The sequence below is a fragment of the Streptomyces jumonjinensis genome (assembly GCF_009600885.1).
Taxonomy (GTDB): domain Bacteria; phylum Actinomycetota; class Actinomycetes; order Streptomycetales; family Streptomycetaceae; genus Streptomyces; species Streptomyces jumonjinensis.
The window spans coordinates 1-19,794 of sequence record NZ_VCLA01000032.1 but is presented as its reverse complement, the minus strand read 5'-3'; the positions used below and the strand labels follow the sequence as shown (position 1 = coordinate 19,794).

Below are 19,794 nucleotides of genomic sequence, written 5' to 3'. Positions count from 1 at the left end.
CGCGGGCGGCGGCCCGGCCGGGCGGGCGGGGCCGCCGGGGCCGCCCTGGCCCCGTCGGCCGTCGTGCACGCTCGCCGCCGGGGTGCCGTAGACCTGGCCCGTGTTGTAGCCGCTGTCGTAGGGGGCGCCGTAGCCGTCCCCGTACCCGTGCGGCTGCTGCTGGGGGACCGGCGGCCGTTGCTGGGGGACCGGCGGTCGCTGCACATGGCGCATCGCGCGAGGGCCCTCGGGCTCCGAGCCCTGGCTGCCGCGTCCGTACCCATCGGGCCAATCGTTCATGGCTATCAGTGTGCCGGGTCACAGTCCGCCGCCGACAGGGTGGGTAGGGGTTCGGATCGGCTCCGTAGCGAAGCTGATGCAATGCTCCGGGCGTGCCCCGGGCGTGCTTCCGCCCTGTCACGGCCGTGACGCGCTCTGCTCGGACAGGGCCGTGACGCCCTCCCCGCTTAGGGTGGAGGGCATGACAGATCAGGCCAACCGTCCGTATCCGGCGATCGAGGGCAAGCTCACCTCGGCCTCGCGCACCACGCTCAGTCACATCATGACCGGCAACGACACCAATCTCCTCGGCACGGTGCACGGCGGCGTGATCATGAAGCTGGTGGACGACGCGGCGGGCGCGGTCGCGGGCCGGCACTCCGGCGGCCCCGCCGTGACCGCGTCCATGGACGAGATGGTCTTTCTGGAGCCGGTCAGGGTCGGCGATCTGGTTCATGTGAAGGCGCAGGTGAACTGGACCGGGCGGTCCTCGATGGAGGTCGGCGTACGGGTGCTCGCCGAGCGCTGGAACGAGTCGACCCCCGCCCAGCAGGTCGGCTCCGCCTATCTGGTCTTCGCGGCGGTGGACGGGGACGGCAAGCCCCGGCCCGTACCGCCGGTGATACCCGAGACCGAGCGCGACCGGCGGCGCAACCAGGAGGCCCAGATCAGGCGTACGCACCGGCTCGCCCGCCGCCGCGCCATCCGGGAGCTCCGCGAGCAGCGGGCCGCCGAGGGCATCGAGGACTGAGCGCCCGAGGGCCCGAGGGCCCCGAAGAAACGGTCTAGGGGCAGGTCACCTGATCGCCGGTCACCGCCCCGAACTCTCCCTGGTACGCGTCCTGCGCCCGCACCGGCACCACCCCCCGGTAGTCCGTCCCGGCCGTCACCCGCAGCGTTCTGCCCTGCCCCTTCACGGCCCGCAGCGCACAGCCGGGCAGCGCCGTGGCCAGTGATCGCGCCGAGCGGTCCCAGCGCGGGTCGTAGGAGACGATGGTGCGCTTCACCTCGGCCCCGCCGCTGTTCAGCGGGGCGCGGGTGGTGCCGAACCCGGTCTTCCGCAGCGCGGCGTCGACCGTGCGGCCCAGCCCGTCCTCGCGGGTGCCGTTGTAGACCTGCACCCGGATCTGCTGCGGGGAGACGTCCACCAGCGTCGCCGGGGTCCGTCCGGCGCGGTCCGGGGCCAGCGGCCGGTCCTCGCGGATCATGCGGAAGATCCGCTGGGCCTTCCCGGCGTCCCACTTGACGGCGGAGCCGATGCCCGCCGCCTCGACCGTCGCCCGGACCGGCACGGAGACGAATTCCGACGACGCCGCTGAGAATCCGCGCATCGCCCGGCCGAGCGCCAGCATCTGGGGCACGCCGAAGCCCTCGTCGGCCCGTACGGAGCCGAGCATGGTGGCGGCGACCGCCCGGAACCGCACCGGGTTGAGCAGGATCCCGCTGCTGGTCGCCCGCTTGATCAGCGCGGCGACGAACCGCTGCTGGCGCTGCATCCGGCCCAGGTCGGACGCCACGTCGACATGGCGTGAGCGTACGTACTGAAGGGCCTGGCCGCCGTTCAGCTCATGGGTTCCGGCCGCGAGGTCCAGACCGGTGTACCGGTCGGTCATCCGTTCCGTCGTACAGATCTTCACCCCGCCCACGGCGTCCACGGTCTTCATGAAGCTGGTGAAATCGACCTCCAGATAGTGATCGATCTTCACCTTGGTCATCTCTTCGACCGTGCGCACGGTCAGCGCGGGGCCGCCCTCCGCGTAGGCGGCGTTCAGCTTCACCGGATGGGCCCGGTGCCGCTCGCCCGTGTTCCGGTCGGTGTGCGCGGGCAGCTCGGCGTAGCTGTCGCGCGGCAGGCTGACCACGCTCGCCCGGCGGCTGTCCCGGGAGATGTGGACCAGCATGATCGTGTCGGTGCAGTTGCAGGGCACCCCGCCGAGCCGGTACTTGCTCCGCTCCTTCGCGCCGATCCGTTCGCGGCCGTCCGTGCCGACGAGCAGCAGATTCATCCCATGGCCCGGCTCGGGCCGGTTCTTCATGTCGCGGAACGGGTCCACCCGGTCGATCCCGGTGTCCAGCCCGGTCAGCGTCGCGTGCCCGATCGCGCCCGCCCCCAGCACCAGCACCGAGAGCGCGGTCGCCAGCCGCAGCCCCCAGCGGGGCCGTGTGACCACCGGCCGTCTGGCCCTGGGCCCGGGACCGGAGGGCCGGGGACGGGGAGAACGGCGCGGCGTGGGCACGTGCGGGACACCTCCGGCGAACGGGGGAACCAGCACACCGTAGGCCCATACGATCTGCGACAGACGCCATCGACCGGCCGCCGCGCGTCCGTGTCCCCCATTCGCGGTAACGTGGCGACCGATGAACGCCACGACCCCCGTCTCCGTGATCATGCCGGTTCTCAATGAGGAGCGGCATCTGCGCAGCTCGGTCCGTCACATCCTGGAGCAGGAGTACGACGGCGAAATGGAGGTGGTGATCGCGCTCGGCCCGTCCGCGGACCGCACCGACGAGATCGCCGCGGAACTGGTGCGCGAGGACCCCCGGGTCCGTACCGTTCCCAATCCCACCGGGCGCACCCCCGCCGCGCTGAACGCGGCCATCAAGGCATCCAGTCACCCGATCGTGGTACGCGTCGACGGCCACGGCATGCTGTCGCCGAACTACATCGCCACCGCCGTCCGCCTGCTGGCGGAGACCGGCGCGCAGAACGTCGGCGGCATCATGCACGCCGAGGGCGAGAACGACTGGGAGCACGCCGTCGCCGCCGCCATGACCTCCAAGGTCGGCGTCGGGAACGCGGCCTTCCACACCGGCGGCGCCGCCGGTCCGGCCGAGACCGTCTATCTCGGGGTCTTCCGGCGGGAGGCGCTGGAGCGGCAGGACGGCTACAACGAGGAGTTCATCCGCGCCCAGGACTGGGAGCTGAACTTCCGTATCCGCGAGGCGGGCGGGCTGATCTGGTTCTCGCCCGAGCTGAGGGTCCAGTACCGGCCCCGTCCGTCCGTCCGGGCGCTCGCCAAGCAGTACAAGGACTACGGCCGCTGGCGGCATGTCGTCGCCCGCTACCACCAGGGCTCGATCAATCTGCGCTATCTCGCCCCGCCGACCGCCCTGTGCGCGATCGTCGCCGGTGCGGTGGTGGGCGCGGTGCTGACCCCCTGGGGTCTGGTGATCCCCGGCGGCTATCTGGCCGCGATCGTCGCGGGCTCCGTCCCGGCGGGCCGGGGGCTGCCGCTGAAGGCCCGCCTCCAGATCCCGGTGGCGCTGGCGACCATGCATATGTCGTGGGGCTTCGGCTTTCTCACCAGCCCGCGCGCGCTGGCGAAGAAGGTCATCGCCAGCCGCCGCCCCGCGGTGAAGACCGGCTGACGGCAGGCTGACGGCCGCTCCGGCCGGCCGCTTATACGGCTTGTACCGCTTAAACGGCTTGTACGACGGGAAGAGCCCCGGGTTTCGGACACCCGGGGCTCTTCCCGTCGTATAAGCCGTACCCGTCGTATAAGCCGTCGTACAAGCCGTCGCTCACCAGGTGAACCCCGGCTGGACCTTCATACATGCCTTGGAGTCGTCGCCCCTGAGCGCCTCCGCCGTGGACGGCGTCTTGTCGTCGCATCGGCCTCCGGGAAGACATCGCCGAGCCGCCAGTCCGCGCCCACGGTCAGCGCGATGCCGGTGACGGCCGTCGACTGCTTCACCGAGGACAGCGGAATGCCCAGCGCCTTGGCCGCCGCCTGGGCGTCGCCCTCCAGCTCCGCGTTGGAGAAGTGGACGATGGTCTTCTGCTGCGGGCTGACCGTGGGGTCGGCGACGGCCTGGGCGAAGCCCTTGGCCTGGAGCAGGGCGGTGACCTCGGAGGCCCGGCCCTTCTGGGCGAACTGCCCGTCACCGCCCGTGCCGTTGCGCACCTGGACCGGGATCTCGGCGGGTGCCGCGGCCGGGTCCTTGGAGACGGTCCCGGACGCCTTCTTCTTCTTGGCGGTGCCCTTGCCGTCCAGCGGAACATCCTCGCGGACCAACCGGAAGAGCTTCTCCGCGTCGCCCGGCTTGGGCACCACCTTGCTGGTGAAGCCCGGCCGGGTCGAGTACTCGCTCGGCATCTTCGCCATGGTGATCCGCTTGGTCGGCACGCTCTTGAGCTCATTGCCGATGCCGAGGAGCTCGGGGACCGAGCCGAGCTCCTCGTCGACGGTGAGCGCGTCGACGGCGGCCTCGGCGAGCTTGCGCAGCTTGTTGGGGTCGGTCAGCTTGGCGTTCTTCCGCAGCTCGCGCACCATCGAGTTCATATACATGTGCTGGGCGCGGGTACGGGCGAGATCGGTGCCGTCGTCGAAGCCGTAGCGGGTACGCAGCCACTGGAGCGCCTGCTTCCCCTTGACGTGGGTGGTGCCCTCTTCCAGCCGCAGATAGGAGCCCTGGCCCCGGTCGTTGCGGGAGTAGATGTTGTCCGTGACACAGACCGGGACGCCGCCGATGGCGTCCGCCATGGAGACCACACCGGCGAAGTCGATCATCATGAAGTGGTCGATGGTGATCCCGGTCAGCTCATGCCAGGTGGCCACCGTGCAGCCCGGACCGCCCCGGCCCAGGGACTGGTTGGTCTGGATCCAGTCGCTCGCGGGGTAGACCGTGCCGCTCTTGGGATCCTTGCACTCGGGGATCCGCAGCATGGTGTCCCGGGGCATGCTGACCACCGAGATGTTGGAGCGGTCCGCCGACAGATGCAGCAGCATCTGCACATCGGCGAGCGGCTTCGCGTTGAAGGTCTCCTTGGCGCCGCCGAGCTTCTGGTTCGCCTTGGTGTCCCGCGCGTCGGAGCCGATGACCAGGATGTTCAGCGGAGTCTGGCCCTGGGAGTTCGGCTTGTGGTCCGGCATCTGTCTGCCGAGGTTCAGCCGGTCCTTCTTGATCTTGCTGTTGAGGTGCTCGTAATACAGATATCCGGCCGCGCCCGTCGCGAGTATCAGCACCGACAGCACGGTCGCCGACCAGCGCAGTACACGGCGTCTGCCCTTGCCGCGCTGTGCGCGGCGGGTGCCGCCGTGTGCGGCCGCCCGCCGCCGGGACGATCGGTGACCGCCTCCGGGTGCCGGGCTCACGCTGTTCCGTCCCACCGCTGAATCCCCCTGTCATGCCCGCTGAGCGAGCGGGTGCTCCCACAGGGCGCGATCCCGGCTCACTTGGCGCAGACCTGTTTGTCGGCGCTGACCTTCTTGACACCGTCCGGCGTCTTACCCGGACCGGTGATGGGCACCCCCGCGCCCTTGAAATCCGCGCCGAGGGTGAGCGTCATCGCTTCGAGCGCCCCGGCATCCTCCGTGCCCTGCTTCATCGCCCTGGCCGGCAGGCCCATCAGATCCGCGAGCTTGCGGGCCTGGTTCGCCTGGTCGGGCCCGTACTCCAGGGTCGTCTTCCTGAGGTTCTCGGGGGCGTTGCCCTCGTTGCTGGCCTTCAGCACGCCCTGCTCGTTCTGGAGCCAGGTCAGCGTCGCCAGCGCCGCTCCTGGGGTGTCGCTGCCGTTGAAGACGCGGACCCTGACCTCGGACGCCTGGGCGCGCGGCCCCTTGAGGAGCCTCTTCTGCGCGTTCTTGGCGTCCTTCTCCTTCTGCTTGACCTCGGTGAGCGAGATGTCGTTCTGGATCATCGTGAACAGCGGCTTGGCTTTGGCCTCGTTGAGCAGCACGGTCGCCTTGTCGGTGTTGTCGATCACCGGAACCGTCGTGAAGGTGATGTTCTCGGGGTTCACGTCCGCGAGCTCCATGCCGAGTTCCTGGAGCTTCTTGATGCTGCCTATGCCGGTGTCGACGGTGAGCGCCTTGGTGGCGGCGTCCGCCAGATCCAGCATCTTGGTCGGGCTGGTCAGGGTGTCGCTCGACTTCATCTTGCGGATCATCGAGCTGAGGAACTGCTGCTGGATCTCGATCCGGCTCAGATCGCCGCCGAAGCCCACCGAGTGACGGGTGCGGACGAACGCGAGCGCCTCCTCGCCCTCCAGCGTGTGGGTGCCGGCGGGCAGTTTCAGCTTGGAGTCCTTGTCGTCGATGTCCTTGGCGAGGCAGACCTCCACCCCGTCGATGGCCGTGGTCATCGTCTTGACCGCGTTGAAGTCCGCCATCATGAAGTGGTCGACGGTGATCCCGGTCAGCTCCTTGACCGCGCTCATGGTGCAGCCGGGGTCGCGGCCCTCCTGGCCGAGGCTCTCGTTGAACCGGGTGCCCGGCGAGCCGGGGATCATCTTGACGCCGTCCTCGGTCTTCGTCTCGCAGGAGGGGATGTCCATGATGAGATCCCGGGGAATGGAGAGCGCGGTCGCGTTCGTCCGGTCCTTGGAGACATGGAAGAGGATCGTGGTGTCGGCGTGCCCGGGGCTTTCGCGGTCACCGTAGGACGTATTGCCCTTTCCAGTCCTTTTGTCGGTGCCGATGACCAGGATGTTGACGGCCTGGTCCTTCTTGAAGCCGCCGCTGCCCGCGCCGGCCACGTCTATGGTGCTCAGATTCGAGTTGAGACGCTCATAGACGAGATACGCGCCGACCGACCCGGCGACGACCACGAAGCCGAGCACACCGCCCGTCCACATCAGCGCCTTCTTCTTGCGCGACGCGGACTGCTTGCGCTTACGGCGTCCCGCGGCCGGCGGGTTCGTCCCCCCGGACGCACCGCCGGACGCGCCGCCGGAGCGGCCCCCCGACCGGTTGGCCGCACGGCCGCCGGAGCGGCGTGAGCGCTGCGGGGGCACCTCGGGCGTCTGCGGGGACGCCCGGTGGTTGTCCGGAGCTTCCCGGGGGCCGGGCGTCCGGGGCTCCCAGGAGGCGTCCGGAACGTCCGGGGGGACCTGGCTCATGGGGTCGGCCGGGGGAGCGGCGGGGGGTGATTGCGGTGGGGAGTGATCCAGTCGCAATTCGTAATTGCCGGTCTGCGGGTTGAGCACCCACTGGTCGGCGGGGTCGAAGTCGTCCGCCCGCCCACGGCTCTGCGCATCCACGGTTGTCTGAATCCTCCGTCGCTGCCACGCGAGGCGCCTCCCCCGACGGCGCTCGGTCTCTCGGTCCAGCAGTGTTTCCGACGCGGGGCCTGAGTACCGGATCGCGTCACACTATCCGCCCAGTTCACAGCGGGGCGACGTACGTGACAAATTCCACGTCGCTTACAACCGGGCAATACGCCCAATCCGCATGGTCAGTGAACCAGGGTTTGGTCAGCGCTTTACTTGCACATGCCCACCGCCGCGTTCGTTCCGGTGAATGTCGTGGTCGGGGAGGGGCTGCCGGAGGCGTTCGCGTCCGGCAGGCCGCTCTCCGTCTCCGCGTCCTGGGGAAGCACCGTGATGGGGGTGTCTTCGCGCAGCTGTCCGAACAGCCGATTGGCAGCTGGCTGTACTAGTTCGTCCCGGTTCCGATTGGCGGTGTGCGGCTGCCGGGGCACGGTCAGGAACTGCACCTTCTCGGTGGGGATGCTCCGCACCGACTGGGCCAGATCGTAGAGATCCTTCAGCGAGTCCAGGCCCGGGTCCGTGGTCAGCGACTTGGTCGCCGCCTCCAGCAGCGGGTAGAGCTTCGCCGGATTGAGCAGTACGCCGTTGCTCTGCACCTTCTTGACCAGCGAGCCCAGGAACTGCTGCTGCCGCTCCATCCGCTCGGTGTCGCTGCCGTCGCCGATGGACTTACGGGCCCGCACATAGCCGAGGGCCTCCTCGCCGTCGAGCTTCTGCCGGCCCGAGTCGAGCTTCAGATGGGCGTCCGCGTCGTCGATGGGCTCCTTCAGACAGACCTCGACGCCGCCGATCGCGTCGACCATGCTCTTGAAGCCGCTGAAGTCCAGGATCATGTGATGGTCGATGCGCACCCCCGTCATCTTCTCGACGGTACGTATGGTGCAGGCCGCGCCGCCGATCGTGAACGCCCCGTTGAACTGCGCGAACTGCGTGGTGCTGCGAGTGCCGTCGGCTCTGCGGCAGTTGGGGATCTCGGCCATCAGATCGCGCGGGATGGACATCGCGGTCGCGCTCTGCCGGTCGGCGGCGATATGCAGCAGGATCGTGGTGTCCGAACGCTGGCTGCCGCCGTCGTCCCGGCCGTACTTGCGGTTGCCCTCGCCCGCACGGGTGTCGGAGCCCAGGATGAGGATGTTCTGGGCGTCCAGGGCTATCGGGGTGGGCCGCTCCTGCTCGAACGTCTCCAGCTCGGCGGCGGCGGTGGTGTCGGTGGTGATGTTGGAGTCGAGCTCGCGGTAGGACCACCAGGCGGCGCCCGCGGCGGCGAGCACGACGAGCGAGGTGCCGAAGGCGGCCCAACGCACCCAGTGGCGGGTGCGGTTGGGCGGCTCGGCGAGGGTGGTGGCCGCGGCGGGCTCGGCGGACTCTGTGGTGTCGGCGGCCGTGGCATGCGCTGCGGTCGTGGCGGTCGCGGCGGGGGCCGTGGCCGTGGCCGTGGCGGTCCGGCTCGTTCCGCCGGTCCCGGCGGCCTCGGCGCTCTCCCCGGCGGCCAGGGTCCCGGCGGCCAGGGTCCCGACGGCGGCCATGGCCTTGTCGGTCCCGGCGGCGCCGGATGTGCTGGGCGCGGCTGATTCGCTCACCGCGTCGATCGCGCCTTCGTCCCCGGCCCGGTCCGCCGGGCCGATCGGAGTACCAGCACTGTCGGTCACGTTCGTGTCCATCCCTCATGGCGTCGGCGGCGCGCTGGACCGTCGATCGATGGACTAGACGGCTGAACATCGCGCATGGTTGTGCGTGGAGGCTTGCGTTTCCCCGACCGTTCACCGGAGTTGGGGCCACGGACCGGGACGCGGTCCGGGCGGTGGCCCCACACATGGGATTCAGCCACTCGCGTCCGATGGTGCCGGGCGTTCCGAGGGAGTGGTTCGTGCGCGACGTGCGACGGCCCGCGCTGCTGGTGCGCGATGCTTTCCGTGCCGTGGCGCCGGTCCGTACGCGGTCAGTGCCGACCCGCGGTGACGGTGACCCGCTCGCTCTCGATTCGCTCCCGCAGACGGTCTTCGGACACACGGTCGAGATGGCGGCACAGTACCACGGAGGCCCCGGCGGCCAGCGGGGCGAACAGCCCTGCGGACAGCCCCTCCCAGCTGTCGTAGCCGAGCCCGGTCAGCAGCCGTGACCCCTGCGCCAGGCCGAGTTCGGCCGCGTCCGCGCGCGCCCGCTCCACCAGCCGCTCGCCGCTCAGCTCCAGACCGCCGACGATCAGCGCCGGAGCGGCCGGGTCGACCGGCGCGTACGGCGTGAAGCGGTCGCCCTGCGATGGCACCTCCACCGCGTAGTCGGAGAAGCCCGCCGGAGGCTGCGGGAACCGCCCGCCGAGGGGGCGCAGCGCCAGCGCCACCCGCTCCCCGGCGCACGCCCGCGCCTCTTCCAGGGTGTCCGGGCCGCTGACGACCAGATCCGCCTCGGCGGGGTCGCCGCCCACCTCCGCCGTCACCCCGGTCGACGCGCAGGCCAGCAGCCATACCGCGCTCTGCCAGTGCGCGGGCAGCAGCAGCGCGAGCCGGTCGCCGGGCTCGGCCGCGAGCTCGCCCTGGAGCAGATTCGCCGTCTTGGCCACCCAATTGGCGAAGGTGGCGACGGACAATTCGACGCGCTCACCGGTGGCGTCGTCGTAGAAGGTGACCAAGGGGCGTGCCGGGTCCACGGCGAGCGAGGATCGCAGCAGGTCGGCAGGGGTGCGGTCGATGGCGTTCATCCGCGTTAGGGTACGCGCCGCGCAGGGCGCGGGGCGTACGTACCAGTGAGGTGATCCTCCGGTCGGCATGAAGGCCCGCCCGTGTGCCGCCGCGCGATAACGGCGGTGACGGTTCAGGATCTTCTGCATGCGTGGATTCCTGGCTTCCTCGGTCCAAGTCGCGGTCTCGACCGCGCTCGTACTCCCGCTCTCGCTGCCCTCCGGGGCCGCCGCCGCGCCGCCGCCGGCGGACCGGGCCCCCGATCTCCCCGGCTCCACCCAGTCCCTGCCGCTCGCCCCGTCCGCCCGCTCGCTCGCCCCGTCCGCCGAGCACCGGCTGTCCGCCCCGCGGGTACGGCCGTTCTCCCTGGTCGGCGTCGTCTGGGACGACGCCGACACTGAGCTCCACGGCACGGTCCAGGTCCGCACCCGCGCGGCCGGCTCCGGCCGCTGGTCGGGCTGGCGGAAGGTGGAGACCCGCAACCACGACCACGGCGCGGACCCGGGGACCCCGGAGAGACGGGCCTCGCGCGGATCGACGGCGCCGCTGTGGGCGGGGGCCTCGGACGGGGTGGAGGCACGGGTACGGCCCGATACGGGGGAACCCGCCCGGCTGCCCGCCGGGATGCGGCTGGAGCTGGTGCACCCCGGCGAGGACGAGACGGCGGAGACCCGGGCGCTCTCTTCCCCGGACGCGGAGACCCGGGCGCATTCCTCCCCGGCGGCGGGGACCCGGGCGCTCTCCGGGCCCGGGACGGATGCGGGGCCCCGGCCGCATTCCTCCCCGGCGGGGCCCCGGCCGCTCGCCGGCCCCCCGGGGGCGCTCCCCTTCCCCGAGACGCTCGTCGACGTGCTCCCGGCCGCCCCGGCGACCCTGCCCTACGTCGGCCCGCGCCCCAGGATCGTCACCCGCAAGGGATGGGGCGCCAGCGAGTCGCTGAGGGAGAAGGGCTTCGTCTACAGCACCAAGGTCAAGGCGGCCTTCGTCCACCACAGCGCCACGGGCAACGGCTACACCTGCAAGCAGGCGCCCTCCGTCCTTCGCAGTATCTACCGGTACCACGTCGTGAGCACCGGCTGGCGGGACATCGGCTACAACTTCGCCGTCGACAAATGCGGAAACATCTACGAGGGCCGTGCCGGAGGCGTGGCCAAGGCGGTGCGCGGCGCGCACACCCTGGGTTTCAACACCGACAGCATGGGCATCGCGGTGCTCGGGTCGTACAGTCGCACCGATCCGCCCGCGGCGGCGGTGACCGCGCTCGCCAAGCTGACCGCGTGGAAACTCGGGCTGTTCCAGGGCAATCCGAAGGGGCGGGTGACACTGACGTCAGGGGGCAGCGGTAAGTACGCGAAGGGCCGGAAGGTCACCTTCAACGTCATCTCCGGACACCGGGACGGTTTCCACACCGACTGCCCCGGCGCCCGCCTCTACGGCAGGCTCGGCGCCGCGCGAACGGCGTCCGCCGGTTATCAGGGGCGCGTATGAGCCGGGAGACCGCCGCCTACTGCATAAACTGACCGATCTCGAACGAATGACCACCCTCCGTCCCGGACAGGAAGCAGAGACGACACGGTGACAGAAGCGATCCTCCTGGTCGGCGGCAAAGGCACGCGGCTGCGCCCGCTCACCGTCAACACGCCCAAGCCGATGGTCCCGGCGGCCGGCGTCCCGTTCCTCACCCACCAGCTGGCGCGGGCGCGGGCGGCGGGGGTCGAGCACATCGTGCTGGCCACCTCGTATCTGGCGGAGGTCTTCGAACCGTACTTCGGCGACGGATCGTCCCTGGGCCTGAGCCTGGAGTACGTCACCGAGAAGGAGCCGCTCGGCACCGGCGGAGCGATCCGCAATGTGGCCGAGCGGCTGCGCTCGGGCCCGGACGACCCGGTTCTGATCTTCAACGGGGACATCCTGACGGGCCTGGACATCGGGGCGCTGGTGACCACGCACCGGGAGTCGGGGGCGGATGTCTCGCTCCATCTGACCCGGGTCGCCGACCCCCGGGCGTTCGGTCTGGTGCCGACGGACGGGAGCGGCCGGGTGACGGCGTTCCTGGAGAAGCCGCAGACCCCGGAGGAGATCGTCACGGACCAGATCAACGCCGGGGCGTATGTGTTCCGGCGTTCGGTCATCGACAGCATTCCGGCGGGCCGCCCCGTCTCGGTGGAACGGGAGACCTTCCCGGGCCTGCTCTCCTCGGGCGCGCATCTCCAGGGCATGGTCGACTCCACCTACTGGCTGGATCTCGGCACCCCGCAGGCGTTCGTCCGGGGCTCGGCCGATCTGGTCATGGGCCGGGCCCCCTCCCCGGCGGTCCCGGGCCGCCGGGGCGACCGCCTCGTCCTGGCCTCGGCCTCCGTCGCGCCCGACGCCAAACTGAGCGGCGGGACCGTGGTCTGCGAGGGCGCGACGGTCGGCTCCGGCGCGCGGATCGACGGCAGTGTGGTGCTGGCGGGCGCGGTGGTCGAGGAAGGGGCGGTGATCTCGTCCTCGCTGATCGGCGAGCGGGCCCGGATCGGGGCGCGTACGGCGCTGACCGGAGCGGTCATCGGCGACGGCGCGGTGGTCGGCGCGGACAACGAACTGCGCGACGGCGTCCGCGTGTGGTGCGACGCGGTCCTTCCGGCGGGCGCGGTGCGCTTCTCGTCGGACCAGTAGCCGGGATAGGCAGTCCTGATCGATCGACGGTCCTGATCGACGGTCCGTATCAGCGGGGAACGGACAACTGCTCAGCGGGGACGGACAACTGCCCGTCCCCGCCGCTCCGGACCGGGTGTCACGGCGCGATCCGGCGCACGGCCCGCGCGGCCCGCGCGGGCCATGCGTCAGCCACGGTCCGTCTTCCCGATCGGGATCCCCCTGCTCCACAGTTCCTCCGCGTGGTCGGCGAAACGGGAGAACATCCCGCCGGTGCTGCGCCGCCGCAGATGGAGCAAGGGGGAGTCATGGCCGACATGCGTGGCCAGATGCGGTGTCACCAGCGCCTGACTGTCGAAGCGGAAGACCGAGAGCGACACATGGTTGGTGGCGTCCGCCGGAGCGGAGAACCGCGCTTCGAGACCGCTCACCTCTCCTATGGCCGCGAGATGCTCCAGGGTCGTTCTGATCCTGGTGGAGACGGTGAGCGCGACCTTCTCGATGTCCTCGCGCCGACCGGTCACCTGGCCGTGCGGATCGCCGAGCAGAAATCGGACCCGGCAGCCGTGCTCCGCCTTGCGCCGCAGCGTGTCGGCGAGCGCCGGAACCTGGGTCCACAGGAAGTAGGAGGTGTAGCCGCCGAAGAACAGCTCTTCGGCGGCCTCGGAGATGAGGTCGCTCCATACCGTTGAAGGGCAGCCCGACCGGTACGGGTAGCTCTGCACGATCTCCCGGTCGCCCCCCGATTTGATTCTGTCCTTGACCGCTTTGGGCCAGAGCATGTCCGCTTCCACTCCCAACACCGTCGAGGCGTCGTGCCGGTTCCTGCCGTGGGGTATCAACTCGGCGTCCGAGAGCCAGCGTTCGACAGTTTTGCCGGACACCCCCACACGCGCCGCCAGTTGTCTGGGCGACACGCCGGCCGACTGCATAGCTGAGCGTAATGCCGAGTTCAAGGCCCCTCCAGAGGACGTTTGGGCGTTCTCCGACGGTAGTGCCGAGCCGTTCCAGACGCCTTGGAAAAGAAGGCGATACGCCCCCAACGAGTGGCCAGGCTCTTCCCACGGAAGACCCTCGTGGCCGCGCGCACGTCCCGGGGGCATCGGCCCCCGATCTCATGGGAGTTGACGACGTGACAGATCCTACGGCCGGCGGCCTCGGCACCCCCCGGAAGGACCCGCCGGACCCCGCAGCCCCCGCCTGTGCCGGGCGGCGCGAGCGGGGCGGGGAAGAGCCCCGGGAGGACGCCGCACCCCCCGCCCAGCCGTCCTCGCCGCTGACACTGGAGAGCACCCCCGAATCGGTCGCCGCGGCCCGCGCGTACGCCCGCGACATGGTCGCCTTCCTGGCGCCGGAGCTCAGCCCGGAGCGCATGAGCGATGTGGAGCTCGTCGTGTCGGAGCTGGTGACGAACGCCGTACGGTACGGGACCGAGCCCGGCGACTCCCTGCTCGTCGTCGTCGAGGCCGGGGTGGACCGGCTCCGTATCGAGGTGCACGATCCGGTACGGCGTACACCGCGTCCGAGACCGGAGTCCGCGCGCCGTGAACGGGGCCGCGGACTGGTCGTCCTCAACGCCCTCACCCGGTGGGGAACCGACGACCGGCCCCTGGGTAAGGTCGTCTGGGCGGAGATCCGGTGGTGACGGGGCGGCCGGGGCGCTCCGCCCACCCCGCCGAGCGCCTACCCTCGTAGCGTCAGCCCCCGTCCCGAGGACCCCCGTGTCAGGCCGTTTCTCCCCCCGCCCCACCGCCGCCCCCGGCGTCCGCGCCACGCTGCGGAGCGCCCCCGGCACGGCCCGGACCTGGACGCCGCCCGGCCCGGTCGATCTGGGGCTGGTGCTCACACCGCTGCGGCGGGGTCCCGCCGACCCCACCTACCGGGCCGCCCCGGACGGAAGCTTCTGGCGGGCCAGCCGCACACCGCTGGGCCCCGGCACGCTGCGGGTGACGGCCCAGCGGACCGGCGAGGTGGCCGCGGAGGCATGGGGCCCCGGGGCCGAGTGGCTGCTGGACGGCCTCCCCGCCCTGCTGGGGGCCCATGACGACCCCGGCGCCTTCACTCCCCGGCACCGGCTGCTCGCCCACACCCACCACCGCCGGCCCGGGCTGCGCCTCACCCGTACCGGACTGGTCCTGGAGTCCCTGATCCCCTCGGTCCTGGAACAGAAGGTCACCACGGATGAGGCGTACCGCGCCTGGCGGCTCCTGGTGCGGAAGTACGGCGAGCCCGCCCCCGGCCCGGCGCCCGGGCTGTATGTGATGCCCGATGCCCGCGCCTGGGCGCTCATCCCGTCCTGGGAGTGGCACCGCGCGGGCGTCGACGACAAGCGCGCCGCCACGGTCATCCGCGCCGTCCGCGCCGCCCGCCGGATGGAGGAAGCCGCCGCGATGGAGCCCGAGCGGGCCCAGGCACGCCTGGAGCTGATCCCCGGCATCGGCCCGTGGACCTCGGCGGAGACCGTTCAGCGCAGCAATGGAGCCCCTGACGCCGTCACCGTCGGCGATCTCCACCTCCCCGGCATCGTGGGCTACGCGCTGGCGGGCGACCGTGACGCGGACGACGCGGCGATGCTGGGCCTCCTCGCCCCGTACGCCGGCCAGCGCCATCGCGCCGCCCGTCTGATCCTGCTCAGCGGCCGTACCCCGGCGCGGCGCGTCCCCAAGATGCCCCGCGCCGACATCGGCCTGCTGTAGGTCGTGTCGTCGAAGTCCCGTCTGTCTGCCGTGCCCTGGCACGCACTCCCCCTGGGCCTTCGGCCCGGGAGGTGCCCCCACGCTGCGTTGTCGTCAGTCGCCAATGGCCCCCTGTGCCTAGCGGCACGGGTGGGGGTGCACCCGGGCCGAAGGCCCAGGGGGAGTGCCCCCACCGCAGTGGCTCTCCCCCTGGGCTTCGCCCGGGGGCACCCCCATCCGGGCGGACGACGCTACTTCGACGACACTCCCTAGGAGCTACCGCACCTGGATGAAGGCGGCGGCGTCCCGTGCCGGACGGTCCTTCGGCGGCGCGGCGGCATGCCCCACCGCGACCGCCCCCATCGGGTCCCACGCGGCGGGCAGCCCCAGCACCTCGCGGACGACCTCGCGGCAGAACATCGTGGACGACACCCACGCCGAGCCCAGCCGCTCGCCCGCCAGCGCCACCAGGAAGTTCTGTACGCCCGCGCCCGTCGCGACCACGAACATCTCCCGCTCGGCCGCGTCGCGCCGCTCGTCGCCGTAGTGGTGCGAGCCGTCCATCACCAGACAGGGCACCACGAGATACGGCGCCCGGCGCAGCACCTCGCCCCGGCGCACCCGCTTGGCGATGGACTCCTCGGACTTCCCGTCGCGTCGCAGATCCGCGATCCACGCGTCCCGCATCGCGTCGAGCAGTCCGGTGCGCGACGCTGCCGATTCCAGCAGGACGAAACGCCAGGGAGTGGTGTGGTGCGGTGCGGGCGCGGTCACCGCGGCGGCGACGGCACGGCGTACCGCCGCCGGGTCAACCGGCTGGTCGGTGAACTCCCGTACGGTACGCCGCTGGGTCACCGCCTCCCGTACCGCCTCGGAGGTGCCGAGCCGGAACATGTCGTCCTCCGGGCTCCGCACCAGCGCGCGGGCCCCGTCACCGCTTGCGCCGTCCTCGCCCACCAGCTGGGGGAGTCCGCGCAGCACGGCGACCGGCAGCCCCGCCGTCTTGCCCTTGACCAGGTCGGCGGCGGCGGCGAGTTCATCGGCGGTGGCGACGACCGTCGCGCTCAGCGGATTGCCGTGGGCGTCCGTGCCGCCGCGCAGATCGTCCAGGACCCGCACTCCGGCGGCTCCGATGGCGACATCGGTGAGCCCGGAGCGCCAGGGCCGTCCGAAGGTGTCCGTGACGATCACGCCGACGTCCACCCCGAGTGCGGTGCGCAGCCCCGCGCGGATCGCCCGCGCGGACGCGTCGGGGTCCTCGGGCAGCAGCAGAACCGTCCCGGCGGGGGTGTTGGAGGCGTCGACCCCGGCGGCGGCCATCACCAGCCCCTGCCGGTTCTGGACGATCCGCAGCGGGCCGCGCCGGGCCACCACGCGTACGGTCTCGGCGTCTATGGCGGCCTCGCGGTCGTCGGCGGCGAGCAGCCGCCCCTCGGCCTTGCTGACGATCTTGGAGGTGACGACCAGGATGTCCCCGTCGATCAGCTCGGGACCGGTGGCGGCGATCAGCTGGGCGAGGTCGTCGCCGGGCCGGACCTCCGGCAGCCCGGTGAGGGCGCGCACCGTGAAGGCGGGGGCGGCGGTCATCGTCGCGGCGCCCGCCGCCGTCTCGTGGAGCGTCATGCCCGCACCTCCAGCGCCAGCGCCAGCGCCTGCCGCGCCATCTCGGCCGTCGCGTCGAGGTCCGTCATCATCAGCGGTACGGCACGGCAGCGGATCCCGGCGTCCTCGACGCCGGCGACGGCTCCCGCGTCCACGGTGTCGACCAGCCAGCCGTCCAGCAGCCCGGAGCCGTAGTGCCGGGCGACGGCCTCGGCCGTCGCCTCCACTCCGACCGCCGCGAGCACCTTGTCGGCCATTCCGCGCACGGGCGCGTCCCCGACGATGGGGGAGAGCCCCACCACCGGTACGCCCGCTTCGGCGATGGCCTCCCGGATGCCGGGCACCGCCAGGATCGTGCCGACGCTGACGACCGGGTTCGACGGCGGGAAGAGGATCACATCGGCGGCGGCGATGGCCTCCAGCACCCCCGGTGCGGGCTTCGCCTGATCGGCCCCTACGGGTACGACCGCGTCCGCGGGCAGCGAGGCCCGCAGCTTCACCCAGTACTCCTGGAAGTGGATGACCTTCCGCTCGCCGTCCAGCTCCACGGCCACATGCGTCTCGACCCGGTCGTCCGACATCGGCAGCAGCCGTACGCCGGGGTTCCAGCGGGTGCAGAGCGCCTCGGTGACGGCGCTGAGCGGATAGCCCGCGGACAGCATCTGGGTGCGGACGATATGCGTCGCGAAGTCACGGTCGCCGAGGCCGAACCACTCGGGTCCCACCCCGTAGGCCGCGAGCTCCTCCTTGACCCGGAAGCTCTCGTCCGTACGCCCCCAGCCCTGCTCCTCGTTGATGCCGCCGCCGAGGGTGTACATGACGGTGTCGAGGTCGGGGCAGACCTTCAGTCCGAACAGATGGATGTCGTCACCGGTGTTGCCGATCACCGTGATGTCCGCTTCCGGCGCGGCCTGCTTGAGACCGCGAAGAAAACGGGCACCACCGATGCCGCCGGCCAGAACCACAATGCGCATGCCCATAAGTCTGTCAGGCGGAGCCTGACCGTATGCGGGGTGGTCGTATGAGGGATGGTCGCATGAGAGGTGGTGGTCGGCCGTCAGCCGGCGAGGGACTCCACAGCCACCCGGGGCGTCTCCCGGGGCGTCTCCCGCCGCGCCTGCGCGACCGGCTCCGGGTGCATCGGCATCTCGGTCAGCCCCGGGTAGTAGATGTGCAGCGAGACCGCCGGTTCGAGCGAATCGTTGACCAGGTCGTGGGCGTACCCCGGTGCGAACACTCGCTGTGCCCCCGCCGCCAGCGTGATCGGCCCTCGCCGGGTGCGTTCGGTGAGCTGTCCTTCGAGCACGGTGAGCACTCCGGACGACGGTCCGTGGTCATGCGGTCCGGTGCCCTGTCCGGGCACCCAGGAGAGCAGCCACACCTCATATCCCGGACCGGTGCGCAGCCGGTGGTACCAGCGGCTGGCGGCGTCGTACTCGACCAGGGGCGCCCAGTGCGCGCGGTCGGCGGCGATGGAGCGGGCGAGCCCGACGAAGTCGGCGACGGTGGCCGGGTGTTCGCGGGCGGGCTGGAGAAGGTGCTGGACGGCGAGGATGTCGCCGGCGATCTGGAGGTCGCTGTCGCTGTTCATGGGTGCGGTGGTTCCTCGGCGGAGAGCGAACGGTGCGGGGGCGCTCCGGCGGGTGTTCGCCGGAGCACGGGGGTGTACGGGGGCACGGGCGGCCGGGTACGGCAGTACGGGGAAGGGAAGCCGGAGCGCTAGGGCATCAACAGCTGGAACAGCGACAGCGGGCCTGGACAGCGCTACGGAACCCGCGTACGGGGGTCACGAAGGAGGCTGAGGTCGCTGGCATGCCATCCAAAGTGACGGGTGACCCCTTCCATGTCAACTCAATGACCGATATGGCGGCAATGTTTCACCTCATACGGTTACGGAATCCGGAGGGCGGTTTACTCGCGCGGCATGCCGGAGACAAGGCGCAGCAGCCGTGGGAGCCGCACCAGGCCGTGGCGGAGAGCGCTGTCGCGGACCCGTGACCTGACTGTGATCCGGGTCGCTTCGATGGCCGGATCGCAACAAGATCGATCCCGGTGTCGTCTTCACTCAGGAGAAGGGAGGGCGTGCCTGGGCGTGGGGTAGGCCGCTGGCATGTGTCAGGTTTTTGGTGATTTGAACACTTTCCGCATAGCCTTGGTTCCGCAGAGTGAATACGGGACCTAATAGCAGATCCCGGCTTGACTGGGGCAGATCACGTACTTGTAATTTCACTCGTGTCGTTTGGCCGAAATCGATTCACGGCAACATCACGGGGACGCAGAGACAGACGAGGGGCGCACATGACCGAGCTGTTCGAACAACTGCTGGTCGAGGACGCGGACGACGAAATCGGGTGGCAGGAGCGCGCGTTGTGCGCCCAGACCGATCCTGAGTCCTTCTTCCCCGAAAAAGGAGGTTCCACGCGTGAGGCGAAGAAAGTCTGTCTCGCGTGTGAAGTCCGTTCGGAATGCCTTGAGTACGCGCTGGCCAATGATGAGCGATTCGGTATCTGGGGCGGGCTCTCCGAGCGGGAGCGGCGACGACTGAAGAAGGCCGCCGTCTGAAAACCGAGCGCATACCCCGAGCCAGACCGGACAACGGACTCCGGACCATCTTCGACCACGGTCCGCCGACTGCGGCTTCCCCGCAGCCGGCGGACCGTTCGCGTATCCGCCACCGCCCGCCGCAGCGTCAGCTAGCCCATCCCAGAGGCGTTTTCCGGACGAATCTCCACCCCCGTACACCCCACGCCACACCCGCCCGGACAGCAGCAGCCCACCGGCAGGAGGGCCGCACGGCCCGGCACACGGTCCGGGCGGGGCGGGTTTCGACTTGCATGGGAGGGGGCCGCGCTCCTCAGGGCTGGGCCGACCGTTCCCCCGCACCCGGGATAGACGGCGGGCAGTTGGGGTCTCATGGGAGGGGGCCGCGCAGGGGTGGTGCCGGGACGTAAAA

Annotated in this window: 15 protein-coding genes and 2 pseudogenes; 7 read left to right on the top strand and 10 right to left on the bottom strand. The window is 70.9% G+C overall.

The annotated features are described in order from the left end of the window. Positions 1-279, bottom strand: a pseudogene (locus tag FF041_RS04595) (LCP family protein); the annotation flags it as partial. A gap of 181 nt (positions 280-460) precedes the next feature. Here FF041_RS04595 and FF041_RS04590 point away from each other — a divergent pair. After that, positions 461-1,009: an acyl-CoA thioesterase gene (locus FF041_RS04590; protein WP_153480545.1), complete on the top strand. Its 549-nt coding sequence runs from the start codon at positions 461-463 to the stop codon at positions 1,007-1,009. Between the two features lie 34 nt (positions 1,010-1,043). On the opposite strand, the gene FF041_RS04585 is transcribed toward FF041_RS04590, so the two are convergent. After that, positions 1,044-2,495, bottom strand: a complete 1,452-nt coding sequence (locus FF041_RS04585) for an LCP family glycopolymer transferase (protein ID WP_434094576.1) — start codon at positions 2,493-2,495, stop codon at positions 1,044-1,046. Positions 2,496-2,616: 121 nt separating this feature from the next. On the opposite strand from FF041_RS04585, the gene FF041_RS04580 reads away from it, so the two are divergent. After that, positions 2,617-3,627 carry a glycosyltransferase family 2 protein gene (locus FF041_RS04580; RefSeq protein ID WP_153480546.1) on the top strand — a complete coding sequence of 337 codons (1,011 nt, stop codon included), beginning with the start codon at positions 2,617-2,619 and terminating at the stop codon, positions 3,625-3,627. 153 nt (positions 3,628-3,780) lie between these two features. Here FF041_RS04580 and FF041_RS04575 read toward each other — a convergent pair. The 4 genes and pseudogenes from FF041_RS04575 to FF041_RS04560 all read right to left on the bottom strand — a co-directional run bounded on the left by FF041_RS04575 (position 3,781) and on the right by FF041_RS04560 (position 9,947). After that, positions 3,781-5,354, bottom strand: a pseudogene (locus FF041_RS04575) (LCP family protein). A 77-nt stretch (positions 5,355-5,431) separates the two neighbouring features. Then, positions 5,432-7,240, bottom strand: coding sequence for an LCP family protein (locus FF041_RS04570; protein ID WP_323391212.1), 1,809 nt, complete (start codon positions 7,238-7,240; stop codon positions 5,432-5,434). A 221-nt stretch (positions 7,241-7,461) separates the two neighbouring features. Then, entirely contained in the window at positions 7,462-8,898 is a 1,437-nt protein-coding gene (locus FF041_RS04565; protein WP_323391210.1) for an LCP family protein, read from the bottom strand. A gap of 290 nt (positions 8,899-9,188) precedes the next feature. Further along, a complete protein-coding gene (locus FF041_RS04560) occupies positions 9,189-9,947 on the bottom strand; it encodes a TIGR03089 family protein (RefSeq protein WP_153521126.1) in 759 nt (252 codons plus the stop codon). A gap of 127 nt (positions 9,948-10,074) precedes the next feature. Between FF041_RS04560 and FF041_RS04555 the strand changes: the two genes are divergently transcribed. Then, positions 10,075-11,415: a peptidoglycan recognition protein family protein gene (locus FF041_RS04555; protein WP_153521125.1), complete on the top strand. Its 1,341-nt coding sequence runs from the start codon at positions 10,075-10,077 to the stop codon at positions 11,413-11,415. A gap of 87 nt (positions 11,416-11,502) precedes the next feature. Then, entirely contained in the window at positions 11,503-12,585 is a 1,083-nt protein-coding gene (gene manB / locus FF041_RS04550) for a mannose-1-phosphate guanylyltransferase (protein WP_323371044.1), read from the top strand. A 167-nt stretch (positions 12,586-12,752) separates the two neighbouring features. On the opposite strand, the gene FF041_RS04545 is transcribed toward manB, so the two are convergent. Next, the gene (locus FF041_RS04545) at positions 12,753-13,346 is read right to left on the bottom strand and encodes a phospholipase D-like domain-containing protein (RefSeq protein ID WP_153480561.1); all 594 of its coding nucleotides are present in this window, start codon (positions 13,344-13,346) and stop codon (positions 12,753-12,755) included. A 350-nt stretch (positions 13,347-13,696) separates the two neighbouring features. Here FF041_RS04545 and FF041_RS04540 point away from each other — a divergent pair, with 350 nt between their 5' ends. Then, positions 13,697-14,209, top strand: a complete 513-nt coding sequence (locus tag FF041_RS04540; RefSeq protein WP_323391206.1) for an ATP-binding protein — start codon at positions 13,697-13,699, stop codon at positions 14,207-14,209. Positions 14,210-14,285: 76 nt separating this feature from the next. Then, positions 14,286-15,260, top strand: coding sequence for a DNA-3-methyladenine glycosylase family protein (locus FF041_RS04535; protein WP_323391204.1), 975 nt, complete (start codon positions 14,286-14,288; stop codon positions 15,258-15,260). A 255-nt stretch (positions 15,261-15,515) separates the two neighbouring features. Here FF041_RS04535 and FF041_RS04530 read toward each other — a convergent pair whose 3' ends face one another. The 3 genes from FF041_RS04530 to FF041_RS04520 form a co-directional block, all read right to left on the bottom strand. Then, positions 15,516-16,826, bottom strand: a complete 1,311-nt coding sequence (locus FF041_RS04530) for a coenzyme F420-0:L-glutamate ligase (RefSeq protein WP_153521129.1) — start codon at positions 16,824-16,826, stop codon at positions 15,516-15,518. A 32-nt stretch (positions 16,827-16,858) separates the two neighbouring features. Then, positions 16,859-17,815 (bottom strand): 2-phospho-L-lactate transferase, encoded by a 957-nt coding sequence (gene cofD / locus FF041_RS04525; RefSeq protein ID WP_153521123.1) that lies wholly within the window; start codon positions 17,813-17,815, stop codon positions 16,859-16,861. Positions 17,816-17,898: 83 nt separating this feature from the next. Then, on the bottom strand, positions 17,899-18,432 hold the full coding sequence (locus tag FF041_RS04520) for a cysteine dioxygenase (protein ID WP_153521122.1): 534 nt from the start codon (positions 18,430-18,432) through the stop codon (positions 17,899-17,901). A 707-nt stretch (positions 18,433-19,139) separates the two neighbouring features. On the opposite strand from FF041_RS04520, the gene FF041_RS04515 reads away from it, so the two are divergent. Further along, the gene (locus FF041_RS04515; protein ID WP_006348971.1) at positions 19,140-19,403 is read left to right on the top strand and encodes a WhiB family transcriptional regulator; all 264 of its coding nucleotides are present in this window, start codon (positions 19,140-19,142) and stop codon (positions 19,401-19,403) included. The last annotated feature ends 391 nt before the right edge of the window (positions 19,404-19,794 follow it).